Consider the following 17,875-nt stretch of genomic DNA (forward strand, 5'->3'; position numbering starts at 1 on the left):
CGGTCAACTCACCAGAGCCCGGACGCGAAGAAGCCGCCGCCCCGCGCGACGGGCGCGGGGGCGGCGGCTTCGGTCGACTCAGGGAGCGGGCGCGACTACTCCCACTCGATGGTGCCCGGCGGCTTGCTGGTGACGTCGAGGACGACTCGGTTGACGTCCTCGACCTCGTTGGTGATGCGGGTCGAGATCTTGGCGAGCACGTCGTACGGCAGACGCGACCAGTCGGCCGTCATCGCGTCCTCGGAGGAGACGGGGCGCAGCACGATCGGGTGACCGTAGGTGCGGCCGTCGCCCTGGACGCCCACGGAGCGGACGTCGGCGAGCAGGACGACCGGGCACTGCCAGATCTCGCGGTCGAGACCGGCCGCGGTGAGCTCCTCGCGGGCGATGGCGTCGGCCTCGCGGAGCAGGTCCAGACGCTCCTTGGTGACCTCGCCGACGATGCGGATGCCCAGGCCGGGGCCGGGGAAGGGCTGGCGCTGGACGATCTCCTCGGGCAGGCCGAGCTCCTGGCCGACCATGCGGACCTCGTCCTTGAACAGCTGGCGCAGCGGCTCGACGAGCTCGAACTCGATGTCGTCGGGGAGTCCGCCCACGTTGTGGTGGGACTTGATGTTGGCGGTGCCGGTGCCGCCGCCGGACTCGACGATGTCCGGGTAGAGCGTGCCCTGGACGAGGAAGGCGACCTCGGGGCCGTCCTCCTGGAGGATCTCCAGCTGCGCCTGCTCGAAGACCCGGATGAACTCGCGGCCGATGATCTTCCGCTTGGTCTCGGGGTCGGAGACCCCCGCGAGGGCGGTGAGGAAGCGCTCCTGCGCGTCGACGACCTTGAGGTTGACGCCGGTGGAGGCGACGAAGTCCTTCTCGACCTGCTCGGTCTCGCCCTTGCGCATGAGGCCGTGGTCGACGTAGACGCAGGTGAGCTGCGAGCCGATGGCCTTCTGCACGAGTGCGGCGGCCACGGCGGAGTCGACGCCGCCGGAGAGACCGCAGACGGCGCGCTTGTCGCCGACCTGGGCGCGGATGGCCGCGACCTGCTCCTCGATCACGTTGCCCGTGGTCCAGCTGGGCTCGATGCCGGCGCCGCGGTAGAGGAAGTGCTCCAGGATCTGCTGGCCGTGCGTGGAGTGCAGCACCTCGGGGTGGTACTGGACGCCGTACAGCTTCTTCTCGTCGTTCTCGAAGGCGGCGACCGGCACGACGTCGGTGGACGCGGTGACGGAGAAGCCCTCGGGGGCGGCGGAGCAGGCGTCGCCGTGCGACATCCACACGGACTGCTCGACCGGGGTGCCCTCGAAGAGGGTGGAGCCGGCCTTGGAGACGTGCAGGGGGGTCCGGCCGTACTCGCGGGCGCCGGTGTTGTCGACGGTGCCACCGAGGGTCGTCGCCATCAGCTGGAAGCCGTAGCACATACCGAAGACGGGGACGCCCGCCTCGAAGATCTCACGGTCGAGGCGGGGGGCGTTCTCGGCGTACACCGAGGACGGGCCGCCGGAGAGGATGATCGCCTTCGGGTTCTTGGCCAGCATCTCGGCCACCGGCATGGTGGACGGGACGATCTCGCTGTAGACCCGGGCCTCGCGGACGCGGCGGGCGATGAGCTGGGCGTACTGGGCGCCGAAGTCGACAACGAGGACTACGTCCGGGTTGGTGACGTCGGGCGCGGCAGCGGGGGTCGCTGATGACACTACGGCGGCCTTCCGGCGGTAGGAGGAGGGTCCCCCGAAGGGGGGTGCTATTTGTCGATTCTACCGGCGTGGCGGTGGCGCTTTTCGTCTCACCATCCGAACCCGGGTTGGCCGCGGCCGGGCGGCGGGGTCCATACTGTCGCCATGCGCGAGCTCACGACCTTCGTCTTTACCTATGGCAACCGGCCCACCGGCTGCCATGGTCGTGCTGCTTGAGCAACTGACAAGCGACTTCCCAGGCGCCCCGGGCTGACAGCCCGGGGCGTTCTGTCGTTCCGGGCCGGTTCACCCCAGGGCATCCGACACCCCAGGAGCCCCATCATGACGACGAACACCGCCACCCCGGAGAAGACCGGCGCCCGCACCGACGAGGCGGCGACGCTGATCGGCGACGCCCGTGACCGCATCGACGCGCTCGACGACCGGATCATCGGTCTCATCCAGGAACGGATGGCCGTCTCGGCCGTCATCCAGGAGGCGCGGATCTCCTCCGGGGGCCGCCGGGTGAACCTGGCCCGCGAGATGGAGGTCCTCGGTCACTTCAGGGACGCGCTGGGCAAGCCGGGCACGTCCCTCGCGATGACGATGCTGGAGCTCTGCCGGGGTCGCATCTGAGTTCGGTCCCGCTCTCACCCGTACGGCGCGTGACCGGCTCAGGCCCGGCTTCGTTGGTCCGGGTGTCCGTGCCAGCCAGGGGCGGGCCCGTAAGAAACCACGCGTGGCTTCGCTGGGGCGTGTGGCGTACCTCTGGTACGTCGTGGGACCTCGCACCAGCGCTTGTGACCGGACAGCAGGGGACAGCAGCCCGGTCGCCCAGAAGGAGCGGTCGGTCCCGGGGACGCCCGGGGCCGGCCGCAACCGGCTCTTTCGGTCGCGGCCCCCGCGGCCTCACACAGTGCGGAACCCGAATCCCGTCCCGTCCCTCTCCTGACCTCTCCCCACGCGGCGCGCCCCCCCGGCGCCGCCCCGCTCGGCACCGCCGCTGCCCTGACACCGGTGCCGACCCCCGAGGGCCCCGTGCCGCGACCGGAATCGCGCCACGGGGCCCTCGCCCGTGCCCACGCACCCGACCCGCCCCAGACGTGACGCGCGTCACATGAAGATCCCGCGCAACCGCTACAACCATCTCCGTCGGTCGCGGGTCATCTATGCAGCAACACCAAAGCTGGTGGGGGCGCTGCACTCGGAGGGGGGTGCAGCGCCCTTTCCTGTCAGCTCTTTTTCGGCCCTGTGAGCTCTTCCCGGGCCCTGCCGTCTCTCCCGGGGCCCTGCCGGCTCTTCCTCGGCCCTGTCAGATCTTCTTCGGCGGGACCGTCGGCATCCCGAGGAACGGCAGCCGCAGCGCGCCGAAGGCCTCGGCCGGGACCGCGGGGGACTTCGGCTCGACCGCCGCGAGCCGTACGTACGTCTCGCCCTGCCGGGGTCGCGCGTCCTCCTCGCCCTTGTTCGGCCAGAAGGACATCGCCCGCTCCGCCTGCGCGGTGATCGTCAGGGACGGGTTCACCCCGAGGTTCGCGGAGACGGCCGCCCCGTCGACGACCGAGATCCCCGGGTGGCCGTAGAGCCGGTGGTAGGGGTCGATCACGCCGGCCTCGGCGTCGGCGCCGATCGGGCAGCCGCCCAGGAAGTGGGCGGTGAGCGGGGTGCCCATCAGCTCGCCGACGTTGGAGCCCGCGAAGCCGTTGATCTCCTCGGCGAGGAGGGTGGCGGCCCGGGTGGCCTCCGGGATCTGCACCGGGTTGGGTGCCCCGTGCCCCTGCCGGGCCGTGAGCAGGCCCTTTCCGAGGCCGCCGGGCTTGCGGTAGGTCGTCAGGGAGTTGTCGAGGGACTGCATGACCAGGCCGATGATGGTCCGCTCCGACCAGTGCCAGTTGGAGAGCGAGCGGGCGGCGAGGGCGGGGTGCTTGACGAGGTTGACGAACCAGTTGCGTACCCGGTGGGCCCCGTAGGGCACCTGGAGGACGGTCAGGCTGCCCATCGAGTTGGAGCCCTTGCCGTAGCGCACCGGCTCGATGTGGGTGTTCTCGTCGGGGTGGACCGAGGAGGTGATCGCGACGCCCTTGGTGAAGTCGGCCTTCTCCTTGCCGTGCCGCTTCCGGTAGCGGCGGTCGGTGGTCTGCGCGCCGACCAGGCCCTCGGAGTTGGTGCGGGTGAGCTCGCCGAGCCGCTGCGAGATCCGGGGCAGCAGGCCGCTGTCCTTCATCCGGTGCAGCAGGGTCTGGGTGCCGTACGTGCCGGCGGCGATCACCACGCGACGGGCGGTGAAGGTGCGCCCCCGGCCCTTCCTCCGCCGGTCGGTGGGCAGGGTCTTCACCGCGAAGCCGCCCCGTGAGTCCTCGGTGACGGTGACGACCGTGGTCATGGGGTGGACGGTGGCGCCCGCCTTCTCGGCGAGGTGGAGGTAGTTCTCGTTGAGGGTGTTCTTGGCGCCGTGACGGCAGCCGGTCATGCACTCGCCGCACTCGGTGCAGGCGCGCCGGGCCGGGCCCGCGCCGCCGAAGTACGGGTCGGCGACCTCGCCGCCGGGCTGCGCCTTCGCCGTACCGACGCCGTCCTCGCCGACGGCGTCGCGGCCGTCGCCGAAGAAGACTCCGACGGGTGCCATGTGGAAGGTGTCGCCGATGCCCATCGCCTGGGCGGCCGCCTTGAGGTGCACGTCGGAGGGGGTCGTCGTGGGGTTGAGCCGGACGCCGAGCATCCGCTGGGCCTGGTCGTAGTACGGCCGCAGCTCGTCCTGCCAGTCCGTGATGTCCTTCCACTGCGGGTCGTCGAAGAAGGGCTTCGGCGGTACGTAGAGGGTGTTGGCGTAGTTGAGGGAGCCGCCGCCGACCCCGGCGCCCGCGAGCACCATGACGTTGCCGAGCAGATGGATGCGCTGGATGCCGTAGAGGCCGAGGGCGGGAGCCCACAGGAAGTTCTTCACGTCCCAGGAGTTCTTCGGCAGGGTCGCGCGGGTGAAGCGCCGCCCCGCCTCCAGGACGCCGACCCGGTAGCCCTTCTCGGTGAGCCGGAGGGCGGTGACCGAACCGCCGAAGCCGGAACCGACGACGAGGACGTCGTAGTCGTACGCCTCTCCCTCGTCCTCCACCTGCTCCTGATTTTGGGTAGGGGGTACCGCGGTCATGGCTCTCCTCGTACGAAAAGGGAACAGTCGGGGTGCTGAGGCGGAGCGGGGGCTCAGCGCAGACGCAGGGCCTTCATCGCCTTCAGGGACACGCTCATGAACGCGGCGTACTTCTCGTCGTCCATCCCGAAGGAGGGCGCGAGCGGCATCAGCCGCTGCTGGGCCACGGTCTGGGCCTCGGTGTACTTGAGGATGCCCTCGGAGCCGTGGCGCCGGCCGAGCCCGGAGTCCTTCATGCCGCCCATCGGGGACTGCACGCTGCCGTAGGCGGGGGCGTACCCCTCGTTGATGTTGACGGTGCCGGTACGGAGCCGGGCCGCGACGGCGTGGCCGCGGCGCGAGTCCTTCGTCCAGACGGAGGAGTTCAGACCGTACGGGGTGGCGTTGGCGAGGCCGACGACCTCGTCCTCGTCGCTGAAGCGGTAGATCGAGACGACCGGGCCGAAGGTCTCCTCGCCGCAGACCGCCATCGGGGCCTCGACGCCGTCGAGGATGGTCGGCTCGTAGAAGAGGGGGCCGATGTCGGGGCGCGCGACGCCGCCCGCGACGAGCGTGGCGCCCTTGGCGACGGCCTCGTCGACGTGCTTCGTGACCGTCTCCAGCTGGCGCTCGCCGACGAGGGAGCCCATGTCGGCGCCGTACGTGAGGGAGTTGCCGAGCCGCATGGCCCTGGTGCGGGCGGCGAAGCGGTCGAGGAAGGCGTCGGCGATCGACTCGTGCACGTAGAGGCGCTCGATGGAGATGCAGAGCTGGCCGGCGGAGGAGAAGCAGGCGCGGACGGCTCCGGCGGCGGCCTTCTCGATGTCGGCGTCCTTGAGGACGAGCATCGCGTTCTTGCCGCCGAGCTCCAGGGAGACACCGACGAGCCGGGCGGCGGCCCCCTGGGCGACCTCGCGGCCGGTGCGGGTGGAGCCGGTGAAGGAGACGTAGTCGGCGTGCTTGACGACCTCGGGGCCGACGACCGGGCCGTCGCCGAGGACGACCTGGAAGACCTCGGCGGGCAGTCCGGCCTCGATGAGCAGGTCACGGGCCCACAGCGCGGTGAGCGCGGTCTCCGTGTCGGGCTTCATGACGACGGCGTTGCCGGAGACGAAGGCGGGGAGCGCGTCGCCGACGGAGAGCTCCAGCGGGTAGTTCCAGGGCGCGATCTGGCCGACGACCCCGCGCGGCTGGCGCAGCTCGGTGACCTTGGTGAGGGTCGGGACGACGCCGGTGTGGTGGCGGGGCCGCAGGTAGGAGGAGGCCTTGCGGCCGTAGTGGCGGGCGGCGACGCAGACCGCCTGCACCTCCTCGTGGGCGTGCAGGCGCGCCTTGCCGGTCTCCAGCTGGATGAGGTCGAGGACCTCGGACTGGCGCTGGAGGACGAGGTCGTGGAAGCGCAGCAGGACGGCGGCGCGGGCCCTGACCGGGGTGGCGGCCCAGGCGGTCTGGGCGGCGCGGGCGCGGGTGAAGGCCTCGGCGACGTCCTCGGGGGTGGCCTCGGGCAGGTCCGCCAGCTTCGCCCCGGTGAAGGGGGTGTGGTTGGCGGTCCGGCCGGAGCCGACGACGCCGCGGGTGAGCCGGGCGACCACGTCGGGCGTCACGACGTCGGCGGCGGTGCGCGCGCCGGCGGGCGCGGGCGCGACCGGATTGGTGGCCGTGGTGGGCGCGGCGGTGACCGAGGGGGCGGCGGGGGCCTGCGAGTCCGTCATGAGGGCGAGCGTAGGCGTCGTTCCGCCCTTTGGGTACCCGTCGGTAACGCGTTTTCACCGGGTGCGCACATCGCGCCAGCGATCACTGGCATATAAGCCCTGATCAGGGCCTTATGGCAGACGAAGGCCCCCGACGGAGATTTTCGAAGCCTCGCGCGGGTCCCCTCCGACGGTCCGGCCGCCCGGTCCGCCGGCTCAGTCGCCCGGCGCCCGCCAGTGCTGGAGGACGACGTCGAACTGCTGGCGGGTGGTCTCCCAGCTCGACTCCGGCGAGGACATGTAGATCGCGTACTCGGTGCCGTCGTCGGCGTAGTACATCAGGTCGATCGCGTGCCGCGGCCCGGGGAAGTCCCGCTTCTCGGTCCAGGTGAACTCCCACAGACAGGAGCGGACCTGGTCGCGGTAGGTGGTCTGGCCGAGCTTGACCCGGTCGTACGTCATCCGTTTCTCGACCGTGCGCTCCAGGTCGAGGGCGTGCATGTACGGGTTCTCGAAGTCGGGGCTGGGGTCGACGTTGATCCGGATGCGGTGGCGGCCGTTGTCCGGGGTGTAGTCGATGTTGTCGCCCTCGGTCTGCCGCTTCCAGCCCTCCGGTACGACGAGGCTGAAGCCCTCCGGGTCCTCGACGCGCTGCCAGCCGGCCGGCACGTCGTTCCCGGTGCCCTTGGTGACGGTGGAGGGGGACGATCCGGTGGCCGTGGGCCGCCCGCCGTCGCCGCGCTCGCCACTCGCGTAGTTCATGGCCGCGAAGACCGCGCCGCCCGCGACGAGTCCGGCGAGCAGGGCCGCCAGGACGGCGGAACGCCAGCGGCCTCGGCCGGAGGCCGGCGTGGGGCCGAGGGCCGGCGGCACCACGGTGGGCGGGGAGACGGCGGGGTGGGACGGACCGGACTCGGCCGGCTGCGGCGGATGCGGCCACTGGGCCGTACGAGCCGGTACGGACGGGCGGGAGGTGCCCGCCGGACCCGTGGCGTCCCGCGCCCCCGCGCCGTCGTCGTCCTCGCTCAGCTCCACCAGGTCGAGGCCGAAGGCGGGCCCGTCCCCCGCCGGGTCCAGGTCCTCCCTGGCCACCCGCTGCGTCGGCACATACGCCTGCGCGGCCTCCGGCGTACGCCCCTCCATCGCGTCCAGCAGCATCCGGCCGGCCTCGTCCGCCTTCGGCCGCTGCAGCGGGTCCTTGCGCAGCAGGGCCACGATGACGGGGGCCAGCGGCCCGGCCTTCTCCGGGTACGGCGGCTCCTCGGCCACCACGGCCTGCATGGTGCTGATCGGGGAGGTGCGGCGGAACGGCGAGGTGCCCTCCACCGCCGTGTAGAGCGTGGCGCCGAGCGACCAGAGGTCGGAGGCGGGACCGGGGTCGCCGCCCCGCACCCGCTCGGGCGCCAGATAGTCGATGGAGCCGACGAGTTCACCGGTTCGGGTGATCGTCGCGTCGCCCTCGATCGCCGCGATCCCGAAGTCGGTGATCAGGACCCGCCCGTCGCGCGCCAGCAGGACGTTGCCCGGCTTGACGTCCCGGTGCAGCACCCCGGCCGCGTGCGCGGCACGCAGCGCGCCGAGGACGTGCAGCCCGATCCTCGCCGCCTCGTGGGGATCGATCGGGCCCTTCTCCTTGGCGGCGTCGGCGAGCGAGGGCCCGTCGACGTACTGCATGACGATCCACGGCCGGTCGTCGTGCTCCAGAACGTCATGGACGGTCACCACACCCGGGTGCGTGATCCGCGCGGCGGCCCGCGCCTCCTTCTGCGTACGGGCGTGCAGCACGAGCCGGTCGGCCTCCCCCACGAAGCGGCCCGCCGTCAACTCCTTCACCGCCACCACGCGGTGCAACACCTCGTCGTGCGCGCGCCAGACCTTGCCCATGCCGCCGCGTCCGATGGACTCGCCCAGCCGGTAGCGACCGGCGAGCAACAGCCCCGCACCTGTGCTCTGAGAATGTTCCACTTGCCCCCGCCCGTTCCTTCGGATGCCAGGTTACGGAGGGGGGTACGGGCGACGGAACCTCGGGGCGGTCATAGGAACAGCACTGTGACCGGGGGCCGGTGGGCATTTCCGGCGTACCGGGGGCGCGCGGCCTCGTTCCGTCCTGTTCAGCGCCCCGGGCGGAAGCCCTTCGTGGCCTCGTCGAAGATCTCGGAGACCTTGCGGCGCGCGCCGTCCGGGCCGATGACCTGGACGACGTGGTACCTGCCGCCGCTGATCAGGGCCAGGTTGCGGACGTACACCTCGCGTCCCGTGCTGTCGAGCCACACGTAACTGCCCGTGGCCGTCGCCGTCGTGCCGATGTCGATCCGGCGCGTCTCCTCCACCCGGGACCAGCTCGACGCCCGCCACGGCTCCAGTTCGCGCTCCTTGGCGTTCTGGTACTCCACCGGGTCGGAACCGTTGTCGCGGACGCTGTCCCGGCCGGGCACGACGATCATCGTGAAGTCGCCCCGGGAGTAGCGCACTTGCCCGGCGTCGTTGATGGGGCTGCGCCGCCATCCGTCCGGCACACCGATCCGGAACCCCTCGGGGTCCTGGCGCAGCGTGTACCCGGCGGCGAGCGCGGGAGCCGAGGGATCCGCGGCGGGCGGGGTGGTACGCGGCGTGGCGGGCGGCGCCGTCGTCGTGGACGGACGGCTCGTGGGCGGCGCGGAGGTGCCCGGTGTCCGGCCCTCGGTGGGCGTGGTCGCACCGGTCGGCGCTTGAGGCGTCTCCTTCTCGCCCGGCATGAAGAGGACGGCGTACGCGACGGCCCCGCCGAGCAGCAGGACGACGAGGACCAGCAGGGTGCGGCCCAGCGCGTGCGGGGAGCCCTCCGGCCGGGAGGACGACGATCGGCCCGCACGCGGCGATCGGGAGGCGCGCTGCGGGATCTCCTCGTGGAACGAGTCCCGGAAGTCCTCGGGGAACTCCTCTCGGACATCGGCCTGTACGGGCGCGGTATCGCGCTCACGCGTCCGGACGTCCTCGTGACGGGCCGGGGGACGAGGGTCCTTGCCGCGCTTGTGGCGGTGCCGGCCCGCGCCCGCTCCCCCGCGCCGGCGGCGCACCAGCTCGCCGCGCCGGCGCACGATCGGCAGCCGCGTCTCGTCGAAGGACGGCAGCGGTACGGCTCCGAGACCGGCCTCCGGCTCCGGGGCCGAGCGCACGAGGGAGCGCAGCCAGCCGCGCAGCTCCTCGAAGTCGGGCCGCTCGGTGGGGTCCTGGCGCAGCAGGGACTCCACGACCGGGCGCAGGGGCCCGCACTCCTCGGCGAAGGCCGGCGGCTCGGCGCAGACCAGTTGGACGAGCTCGGCGGCGCTGTCCTCCGGGTAGGGGGCGTGGCCCTGGACGGCCCGGTAGAGGAGCGCGCCGAGCGCCCACAGGTCGGTGGCGGGGCCGATGGGCGGGGCGAGGCGCCAGTTCTCGTGGACGGGACCCGCCTGTTCGGGCGCCCAGCGCTCGGTGACGGCGCCCACGACCGCGATCCGGGTCTGCCGGGCCCGCTCGGCGGCCAGCCTCGTCGTGGGGCCGCGGTCCGCCCCTGCGGCGACCGCGACCGGCTCCCGTGCCTCCTCGCGGGCGCCTCTGGGCACGGGGAGGCGCGCGGGGTCCGGGTTCGCGGCCGTGTACCCGGCGGGCAGCGCCGGGCGGCCCGAACCAGGCAGCACGGGACCGCGGCCGGGCCCCGAACCGCCACCGGCCGATATCGGCCCGGAACCGTCCCGCGAGGCGTGCGGACCGTCGCTCCAGCTGCCGGCCAGCATCACGCGCGGCGGCGGCCCGGCCTGCGGGCCGGACCGGGGACCGGACGGCGACCCGCCGCCGCAGGGCTCGTCGCCGTCGTCCTCGTCGTCCTCGTCGTCGTCCGACACCCGTGCCCACCACTGCGGTTCGGGCGCGCCGGCCGCCTGCGTGGTCGGCGCCGGAGGCGGCTCGGGCGGGTCCGTCGGCGCGGGGCGCTGGGCGGGGAGCGCCCCGGTCTCCCCGAGCCGGGCCGCGGCGCGCGCACCGGCCCGGTAGGCGGCGATCGCTCCGGCGCGCGCGGCCCGCACATCGGCGGTGGGCGGCGCGGGCGCGGGCCGCGGCCCGGCGGCGGGCGGCGTCGCCGAGCGGCCGTAGGGGTCGGCACCGTACTCGCCGGGGGCGGTTCCGTAGGGGGAGCCGGTGTCGTCGTCCGGACCGAAGCCGGAGGCGTAGGTCCGGGTCTCGTCCGGATCGGCACCGGGCTCGTCGTGGAAGCCGGACTCAGCGGCGTGGGGGGCGGGTTCGGGCGCGTAGGGGGCGGGTTCGACGGCGTACTGGCCGGGTTCGGGCGCGTACGGGCCGATTTCAGCGGCGTAGGGGCCCGCTTCGACCGCGTAGGAGCCGGGTTCGACCGCATAGGGGCCGGGTTCGACCGCGTACGTCGGCTCGGCTCCGTAGCCGTAGCCGTAGTCCGGATCCGTGCGCTCCGCCGGCCCGCCCTCCCGGGTCTCCCCGGCGAGTTCGTCGACCGGATCGCCGGCGAGTTCGCCGTCCGGGTCCCCGGCAGGGTCCGTGCCGTACTCCGCCGTCCCCCCGTGGGAGGCCCGCTCGTCGCCCTCCTCGTACACCTCCGCCTCGTACAGCTCGGAGCCGTACTCGTCGGACTCGTACTCCTCGGGGCCGTACGCGCCGGACCCGTGCTCCTCCGCCCCGTACTCCTCCACCTCGTGTTCCTCGACCGGCTCCGGCCACGCGGGCGGCTCGTCCGGCTCCGCCTCCGGCACCGGCGCGTACCCGCAGAGGGCCTCCTCCGCCGCGCCCACCGCGAGGCCCGTGAGGACCACCCGGCCGTCGTCGCAGACGAGCACGGTCCGGGAGGTGATGTTCCGGTGCACCCAGCCGTGGGCGTGGAGCGCGCGCAGGGCGGTGAGGACGTCGGCGCCGATCTCGGCCGCCCGGTACGGGTTGAGGGGCCGCTCGGCGAGGAGCGCGGCCAGCTGCCGGGCCGCGATCCGTTCACTCACTATCCAGAGCGAACCGGCCTCGGCGAAGACGTCGAAGACCTGGTCGAGGAGGGGGTGGTCGGGGATCTGCGCGGCGGCCTGGGCCGCCTCCATCGCCCGGCGCACGACGGGCTCGGCCGGGCGGCGGGTCGCCCGCCCCGCGCCGCCGCGGGCACCGGAGTGGCCGCCCTCGCCGTCGAGCACCTCGGCGTCCACGAACTCCGGCAGCGGCACCTGGCGGACCAGGACCTCCTGCCCGCTGAACGTGTCGAAGGCACGCGTCTCGGCCAGGTCGTACGCATCCGCGTCCGCCTGCGGCAGCGGCAGGCGGTAGCGGTCCGCGAGCACCCTTCCCGCGTAGTCGTCCACGACGCCTCCCCACGCGCGCACGCTGTCCCCCGTGGACCCGCGATCCCTCGGGATCGAGCGGGATCACGCGGGTCCGTCAATTCCGGTCCGACACCGTGCAGTCAACGGCTCTGTTCGGCTGCGTACGGTCGTCGAACCTTCACGATACGTGCGTCGGTCAGTCCTTGGGGCTGAACGTGGCGAACGCCGTCTCCCGCAGCGTCTTGCACTCGGCGCCGTTCCACTCGTCCGCCTTGCAGCTGACCATGATGGAGTAGCCGTGCTCGGCGTCCACCTTGAAGCCGCGGTTGAGCACATGGACGCGCATGCCCTGCTGGACACGCTCGAACTCCCAGTCGGCGACGGTCGGGTAGCCCTTGTACGAGACCGTCCTGATGCCGAAGTGCTTGTACCCCTTGCTGGTGGCGGCCACGCCGATCTTGCCCAGCTCCCAGGCGGCCGCCGCGTCGTCCTTCGGGCTGGCGTTGAAGTCGACCTGGATGCGCGGGAAGCCGCCGCTGTCACTGAATATCCCGCCACCGCTGTAGCCCGGTATCGAGCGGACCTCGAAGGTGGAGGGCATCGCCATGGAGAAGTGGAAGCGCTTGTTGGTGACGAGGGTGTAGCCCGCGGGCAGCCGCGTACCCGTGCTGCCACCGGGCTTGCCGGAGGGCGTGACGCCGTTGCCGTTCGACCCCGTGGAGCCCGTGGTGCCGTTGGCGCCCGTCGAGCCGTCGGTGCCGGTGTCGCCGGGCTGCGCGCCGCCCTGCTGGCCGGGGCCGCCGGGCGTCTGGCCCTTGCCTCCGTCGGAACCGCCGGAGCCGCCGGAGCCGTCACCGCCGGCCGAGGCGCCGGCCGAGGCCGTGGTGCCTTCGTTCCCCTTGCTCTGCTTGTCGTCGTCGCCTCCGCCGAGGGAGACCGCGAGGATCGTCCCGAGCAGGGCGAGAACGGCGACCGCGGCGATGATCACCAGGGTGCGGCGCGGTACGACGTCGGTCAGCGGCGCGCGGGCCGTGGCCGGTCTGCCGGGACCGCGCGACGGGACGGAGGCCGCGCCCGTCGCCGACGAGGCCTTCGGCTCGGGCTTCACGGAGGCCGCCGCGTTGCGCACGGACTTCAGGGCGCCCCGCATCCGGTCGGTGGACGCGTCGGGCGTCCGGGCACGGTCGGCGACCGGCGCCACCGGCGCCTGCTCGGGACGCGGCGGCAGCGGTACGACCCTGGTGACCTCGGGGGAGACCGGCGGTGCCGCCTCGGGCGCGTCGAGCACGGCCATCAGCAGGACCCGCGCGCGGGCGTCGTCGAGCCGCTGGGCCGGGTCCTTGGCGAGGAGGCCGTAGATGACCTTCTCCAGCTCGGGTCCCGCGTTCTTCGGCGGGTCGACCTGCTCGATCATCACCGCCGTGAGGGTGGCGATGGCGGAACCCTTGTCGTACGGCGGGCTGCCCTCGACCGCCGCGTACAGGAGTCCGCCGAGCGACCACATGTCGGCGGCGGGGCCGGGCTTGTGACCGCGGGCACGCTCCGGGGAGATGTACGAGGGGGCGCCGACGAGCATGCCGGTGGAGGTGATGGAGGGGTCGCCCTCCACCTGGGCGATGCCGAAGTCGGTGAGGACGACCCGGCCGTCCTCGGCGATCAGCACGTTGGACGGCTTCACGTCGCGGTGCAGGATGCCCTCGCGGTGCGCCGAACGCAGCACGTCGAGGATGGCGAGGCCGACCTCGGCGGCGCGCCGGGGTGTGAGCGTGCCGTCCTCGCGCACGGCGTCGGCGAGGGACTTGCCCTCGATGAGCTCCATGACGATCCACGGACGGTCGTCCTCGTCGACGACGTCGTACACGGTGACGGCGCCGTTGTTGCGGATCCTGGCGATGGCCTTCGCCTCGCGCAGGGTCCGGGTGATGAGGCGGCGCTTCTCGTCCTCGTCGATGCTGGTGGGGAAGCGGAGTTCCTTGACGGCGACGGTACGGCCGAGGGTCTCGTCGACCGCACGCCATACCGTTCCCATGCCGCCGCGGCCGAGAACCCCGCCGAGCCGGTAGCGGCCGGCGAGCAGCCGGCCCTCGTTGACCGGGGCCTTGCGCGTCCGGTCGCCGCCGCGCGCGGTGCCGGCCGGTGTCCGGCGGTCGCTCTCGCCGTCCCCGTCGCCCGCGCCGAACCCGGCCCGTCCGGTCGACGGCTCGGTGCCCCGCAGCCGCCCGGCGGCGGAGACGTCCTCGCCCCGGCCCGCGCCGGAGCCCGCCCCGGCCCCGGACGGCGTGCTCGCGGAGCCCTTGGCGTCGCCGGAGTCCGCGGACCCCTTGGCGCTCCGGGCGTCCTGAACGTCCTTCACGTCCCGAACACCCCCGGCGTCCTGAACATCCTTCACGCCCTGAACGTCCGCACCCCGGACCTCCGCGTCACGGACGCCCGGGTCCCGGGTGTCCGTGTCCCGGACATCCGGGTCCCGGACCTCGGGCGCGTCCTCCGCACCCTGCTTGACCTGCGCGTCCTTCGTGGACCGCTCGGACTCACGTGCGGCCGGGACCGCTCCTCGGTCGCCGTCGACGGCGGCCCCCGCGGCGGCGTCCAGCCTGGGGTCCTTCGCCGTGTTCCGCGACTGCTCCGCCTCCGACATACGTCCCCTCTGCGATCCCTGATCTTCGCCGCGTCTGCCGCTTCCCGCGCGATGCGGTAACCCGCCCTGGAAGAGAGGCCATTGTCCCTCACCTCGGGACGGGTGGCGCCCCCGGGTCCGTACTCCGGAATGACGACGCCCCCGCACACCCCCCAGGTTCCCACCCGCGGGCGACCGGACGTCCCGTCAGATCGGCACGATGTCCGGCGCGCCGAGCCGTGCGGCGTCCGCGGTCAGGTCGTCGGGCTGCCGCTGCGACTCCCGCTCCGCCTCGACCCGCTTCTCGTAGTGCTCGATCTCCTTCTCGATCTGGTGCTCGTCCCAGCCGAGGACCGGCGCCATCAGCTCCGCGCAGACCCGGGCGCTGAGAGTGCCCCGGTCGAAGGTCTCGATGGAGATCCTGGTCCTGCGGGTGAGGACGTCGTCGAGGTGCCGCGCGCCCTCGTGGGAGGCGGCGTAGACGATCTCGGCGCGCAGGTAGTCGTCGGCCGCCGCGAGCGGTTCGGCGAGTCCCGGGTCCTCCGCGACGAGGTCGAGGATCTGCTCCGTCAGGGAGCCGTAGCGATTGAGGAGATGCTCGACCCGGACCACATGGAGGCCGGTCCGCGCGGCGATCCTCGCCCGCGCGTTCCACAGGGCGCGGTAGCCCTCGGCTCCGAGGAGCGGGGTGTCCTCGGTGACACAGGGGGCGACCCGCTGGTCGAGACCGTGCACGGCCTCGTCGACGGCGTCCTTGGCCATGACGCGGTACGTCGTGTACTTGCCGCCGGCCACCACGACCAGGCCGGGGACCGGGTGGGCGACGGTGTGCTCGCGCGAGAGCTTGCTCGTGGCGTCCGACTCACCGGCGAGCAGGGGCCGCAGCCCGGCGTAGACGCCCTCGACGTCGTCCCGGGTGAGCGGAGTGGCGAGCACGGTGTTCACATGCTCCAGGAGGTAGTCGATGTCGGCGCTGGAGGCGGCGGGGTGGGCCTTGTCGAGGTCCCATTCGGTGTCGGTGGTGCCGACGATCCAGTGGCGCCCCCAGGGGATCACGAAGAGCACGGAATTCTCGGTGCGCAGGATGAGTCCGGTGGACGAGTGGATGCGGTCCTTGGGGACGACGAGGTGGATGCCCTTGGAGGCGCGGACGTGGAACTGGCCGCGCTCGCCGATGAGCGCCTGGGTGTCGTCGGTCCACACCCCGGTGGCGTTGACGATCTGCTTGGCGCGGATCTCGTACTCCGCTCCGGCCTCGACGTCCTGGACGCGGGCGCCGACGACCCGCTCGCCCTCGCGCAGGAAGCCGACGACGCGGGCCCGGCTCGCGGCCAGGGCGCCGTAGGAGGCGGCGGTGCGGACGAGGGTGGTGACGAAGCGGGCGTCGTCCATCTGGGCGTCGTAATACTGGAGGGCGCCGACGAGGGCGTCCTTCTTGAGGCAGGGGGCGACCCGCAGGGCGCCCCGCCGGGAGAGGTGCCGGTGGGCGGGGAGGCCGCGGCCGTGGCCCGAGGAGAGCGACATCGCGTCGTACAGCGCGACGCCCGAGCCGGCGTAGAACCGCTCCCAGCCCTTGTGCTGGAGGGGGTAGAGGAAGGGGACCGGCTTCACCAGGTGGGGTGCGAGCCGCTCCAGGAGCAGTCCGCGCTCCTTGAGGGCCTCCCGCACGAGGGCGAAGTCCAGCATCTCCAGGTAGCGCAGGCCGCCGTGGATGAGCTTGCTGGACCGGCTGGAGGTGCCGGAGGCCCAGTCGCGCGCTTCGACGATGCCGGTGGAGAGGCCTCTCGTCGCGGCGTCGAGGGCCGTCCCGGCGCCGACGACTCCGGCGCCGACGACCAGCATGTCCAGCTCTCGCTCGGCCATGGCCGCGAGCGCCTCGGCGCGCTCGGCGGGTCCCAGTTTCGCTGTCCTCACGGCTGCCGCCTCCCGTCGTCCCCCGTCGTTCCAGCACGCGAACCGGGCCATGTGGTCCGGCTCACAGATCGATTCTGTCCCTCCCCGGCGACTTCAGCCACCGCCTCGTCACCGACCTGTGGATAACACTCGGCGACCTTCGGCCTCCCAATGCGACATGTCGGTCATATTTACGCCTAGTCTGACATTGCGCTCGACCCGTTCTGTCCACCGGGCTTGCGCGTCGCGTCCCCTCCGGCTACTGGGAAGGACGGCCCACCCCCCATGCCCGCTGACCTCGCCGTCATCGGCCTCGGCCACCACGGACTCCCCCTGGCCCAGGCCGCCACCGCCGCCGGTATCGACACCATCGGCTACGACACCGACCCCCGCCCCGTCGCCGAACTCGCCGCCGGCCGCTCCCCGGTCGACGGCTCCCTCACCGTCCCGGAGATCCGCCGGATGCTCTCGGGGAGCTTCCGGCCGACCGCCGACCCCGCCGAACTCGGCCGGGTCCGCACCGCCGTCCTGTGCGCCCCTACCCCCCTCGGCCCCGACCACACGCTCGACCTCACCGCCGTCACGGACGCGGCCCGCGCGCTCGCCGCCCGGCTGCGCCCGCACACCACCGTCCTGCTCGAGTCACCGGTCCCCCCGGGCACCACCGAGGGCCTGCTCCGCGACGTCCTCGAAACGGGCTCGGGCCTCCGCGCCGGACGCGACTTCCACCTCGCGTACTCCCCCGGCCGCCTCGACCCCGGCAGCCGTACCCACGGCTTCGCCGGCACCCCCAAGGTCATCGGCGGCCTCACCCCGGCCTGCACCGAATCGGCGGCCGCCTTCTACGGCCGGCTCACCGACAAGGTGGTACGCGCGCGTGGCCCCCGCGAGGCGGAGACGGTCAAGCTCCTGGAGACCAACTTCCGGCACGTCAACATCGCCCTGGTCAACGAGATGGCGGTGCTCTGCCACGAACTCGGCGTCGACCTGTGGGACGTCATCCGCTGCGCCGAGACCAAGCCCTTCGGCTTCCAGGCCTTCCGCCCGGGACCGGGGGTCGGCGGCCACGGCGTCCCCGTCGACACGGTCGGCGCCCACCGCCCGCTCCGCCTCGTCGAACTCGCCGGCCAGGTCAACGAGCGCATGCCGCAGTACGTCGTCCAGCGCGCCGCCACCCTCCTCAACGAGCACGGCAAGTCGGCCCGCGGCGCCCGCGTCCTGCTGCTCGGGATCACGTACAAGCCCGACCTCCCCGACCGCCAGGGCTCCCCCGCCGACGAGATCGCCCGCCGTCTGATGGACCTCGGCGCGGCCGTCAGCTACCACGACCCGCACGTCCCCGACTGGCGCGTCCGCGACCTGCCCGTCCCCCGCGCGGACTCCCTCTACGAGGCCGCCGCCCACGCCGACCTGACGGTCCTGCTCCAGCAGCACCGCACCTACGACCTCCAGGGCCTCGCGGTGAAGGCCCAACTCCTCCTCGACACCCGGGGCGCCACTCCCACGGGCACCGCCCACCGACTCTGACCAGCACGACCGGCGGAAATCCTGTCGCACTGTCATATCCGGCTGCTAACCTCCGGGCCTCTCGCACGCAC

The 17,875-nt window shown here is 73.0% G+C and carries 9 protein-coding genes; 2 read left to right on the forward strand and 7 right to left on the reverse strand.

The features are described from left to right. Positions 1-95 precede the first annotated feature (95 nt). Positions 96-1,688: a glutamine-hydrolyzing GMP synthase gene (gene guaA, locus ACH4MY_RS30815; RefSeq protein ID WP_328943021.1), complete on the reverse strand. Its 1,593-nt coding sequence runs from the start codon at positions 1,686-1,688 to the stop codon at positions 96-98. Between the two features lie 321 nt (positions 1,689-2,009). On the opposite strand from guaA, the gene ACH4MY_RS30820 reads away from it, so the two are divergent. Continuing rightward, positions 2,010-2,303, forward strand: a complete 294-nt coding sequence (locus ACH4MY_RS30820) for a chorismate mutase (protein ID WP_398007028.1) — start codon at positions 2,010-2,012, stop codon at positions 2,301-2,303. Positions 2,304-2,979: 676 nt separating this feature from the next. On the opposite strand, the gene ACH4MY_RS30825 is transcribed toward ACH4MY_RS30820, so the two are convergent. From ACH4MY_RS30825 to ACH4MY_RS30850, 6 genes are all read right to left on the reverse strand, one after another. Continuing rightward, entirely contained in the window at positions 2,980-4,812 is a 1,833-nt protein-coding gene (locus ACH4MY_RS30825) for a GMC family oxidoreductase N-terminal domain-containing protein (RefSeq protein ID WP_398007030.1), read from the reverse strand. A 53-nt stretch (positions 4,813-4,865) separates the two neighbouring features. Then, positions 4,866-6,503: a succinic semialdehyde dehydrogenase gene (locus tag ACH4MY_RS30830; RefSeq protein WP_398007032.1), complete on the reverse strand. Its 1,638-nt coding sequence runs from the start codon at positions 6,501-6,503 to the stop codon at positions 4,866-4,868. 195 nt (positions 6,504-6,698) lie between these two features. Then, positions 6,699-8,447 carry a serine/threonine-protein kinase gene (locus tag ACH4MY_RS30835; RefSeq protein ID WP_398007033.1) on the reverse strand — a complete coding sequence of 583 codons (1,749 nt, stop codon included), beginning with the start codon at positions 8,445-8,447 and terminating at the stop codon, positions 6,699-6,701. A 146-nt stretch (positions 8,448-8,593) separates the two neighbouring features. Continuing rightward, positions 8,594-11,806: a protein kinase gene (locus tag ACH4MY_RS30840; RefSeq protein WP_398007035.1), complete on the reverse strand. Its 3,213-nt coding sequence runs from the start codon at positions 11,804-11,806 to the stop codon at positions 8,594-8,596. 157 nt (positions 11,807-11,963) lie between these two features. Then, positions 11,964-14,405, reverse strand: a complete 2,442-nt coding sequence (locus ACH4MY_RS30845) for a protein kinase (RefSeq protein ID WP_398007036.1) — start codon at positions 14,403-14,405, stop codon at positions 11,964-11,966. 186 nt (positions 14,406-14,591) lie between these two features. Then, complete coding sequence (locus ACH4MY_RS30850) at positions 14,592-16,298, reverse strand: glycerol-3-phosphate dehydrogenase/oxidase (RefSeq protein ID WP_398007038.1); 1,707 nt, start codon at positions 16,296-16,298, stop codon at positions 14,592-14,594. 264 nt (positions 16,299-16,562) lie between these two features. On the opposite strand from ACH4MY_RS30850, the gene ACH4MY_RS30855 reads away from it, so the two are divergent. Continuing rightward, a complete protein-coding gene (locus ACH4MY_RS30855) occupies positions 16,563-17,804 on the forward strand; it encodes a nucleotide sugar dehydrogenase (RefSeq protein ID WP_398007039.1) in 1,242 nt (413 codons plus the stop codon). The last annotated feature ends 71 nt before the right edge of the window (positions 17,805-17,875 follow it).

Origin of the sequence: Streptomyces sp. NPDC017246, from assembly GCF_044331325.1 — a bacterium.
Classification (GTDB): Bacteria; Actinomycetota; Actinomycetes; order Streptomycetales; family Streptomycetaceae; genus Streptomyces.

Coding starts and splice junctions, on each gene's coding strand:
- ACH4MY_RS30830 (WP_398007032.1), bottom strand. CDS start 6,503: ATGACGGACTCGCAGGCCCCCGCCGCCCCCTCGGTCACCGCCGCGCCC.
- ACH4MY_RS30845 (WP_398007036.1), bottom strand. CDS start 14,405: ATGTCGGAGGCGGAGCAGTCGCGGAACACGGCGAAGGACCCCAGGCTG.
- ACH4MY_RS30820 (WP_398007028.1), top strand. CDS start 2,010: ATGACGACGAACACCGCCACCCCGGAGAAGACCGGCGCCCGCACCGAC.
- ACH4MY_RS30825 (WP_398007030.1), bottom strand. CDS start 4,812: ATGACCGCGGTACCCCCTACCCAAAATCAGGAGCAGGTGGAGGACGAG.
- ACH4MY_RS30855 (WP_398007039.1), top strand. CDS start 16,563: ATGCCCGCTGACCTCGCCGTCATCGGCCTCGGCCACCACGGACTCCCC.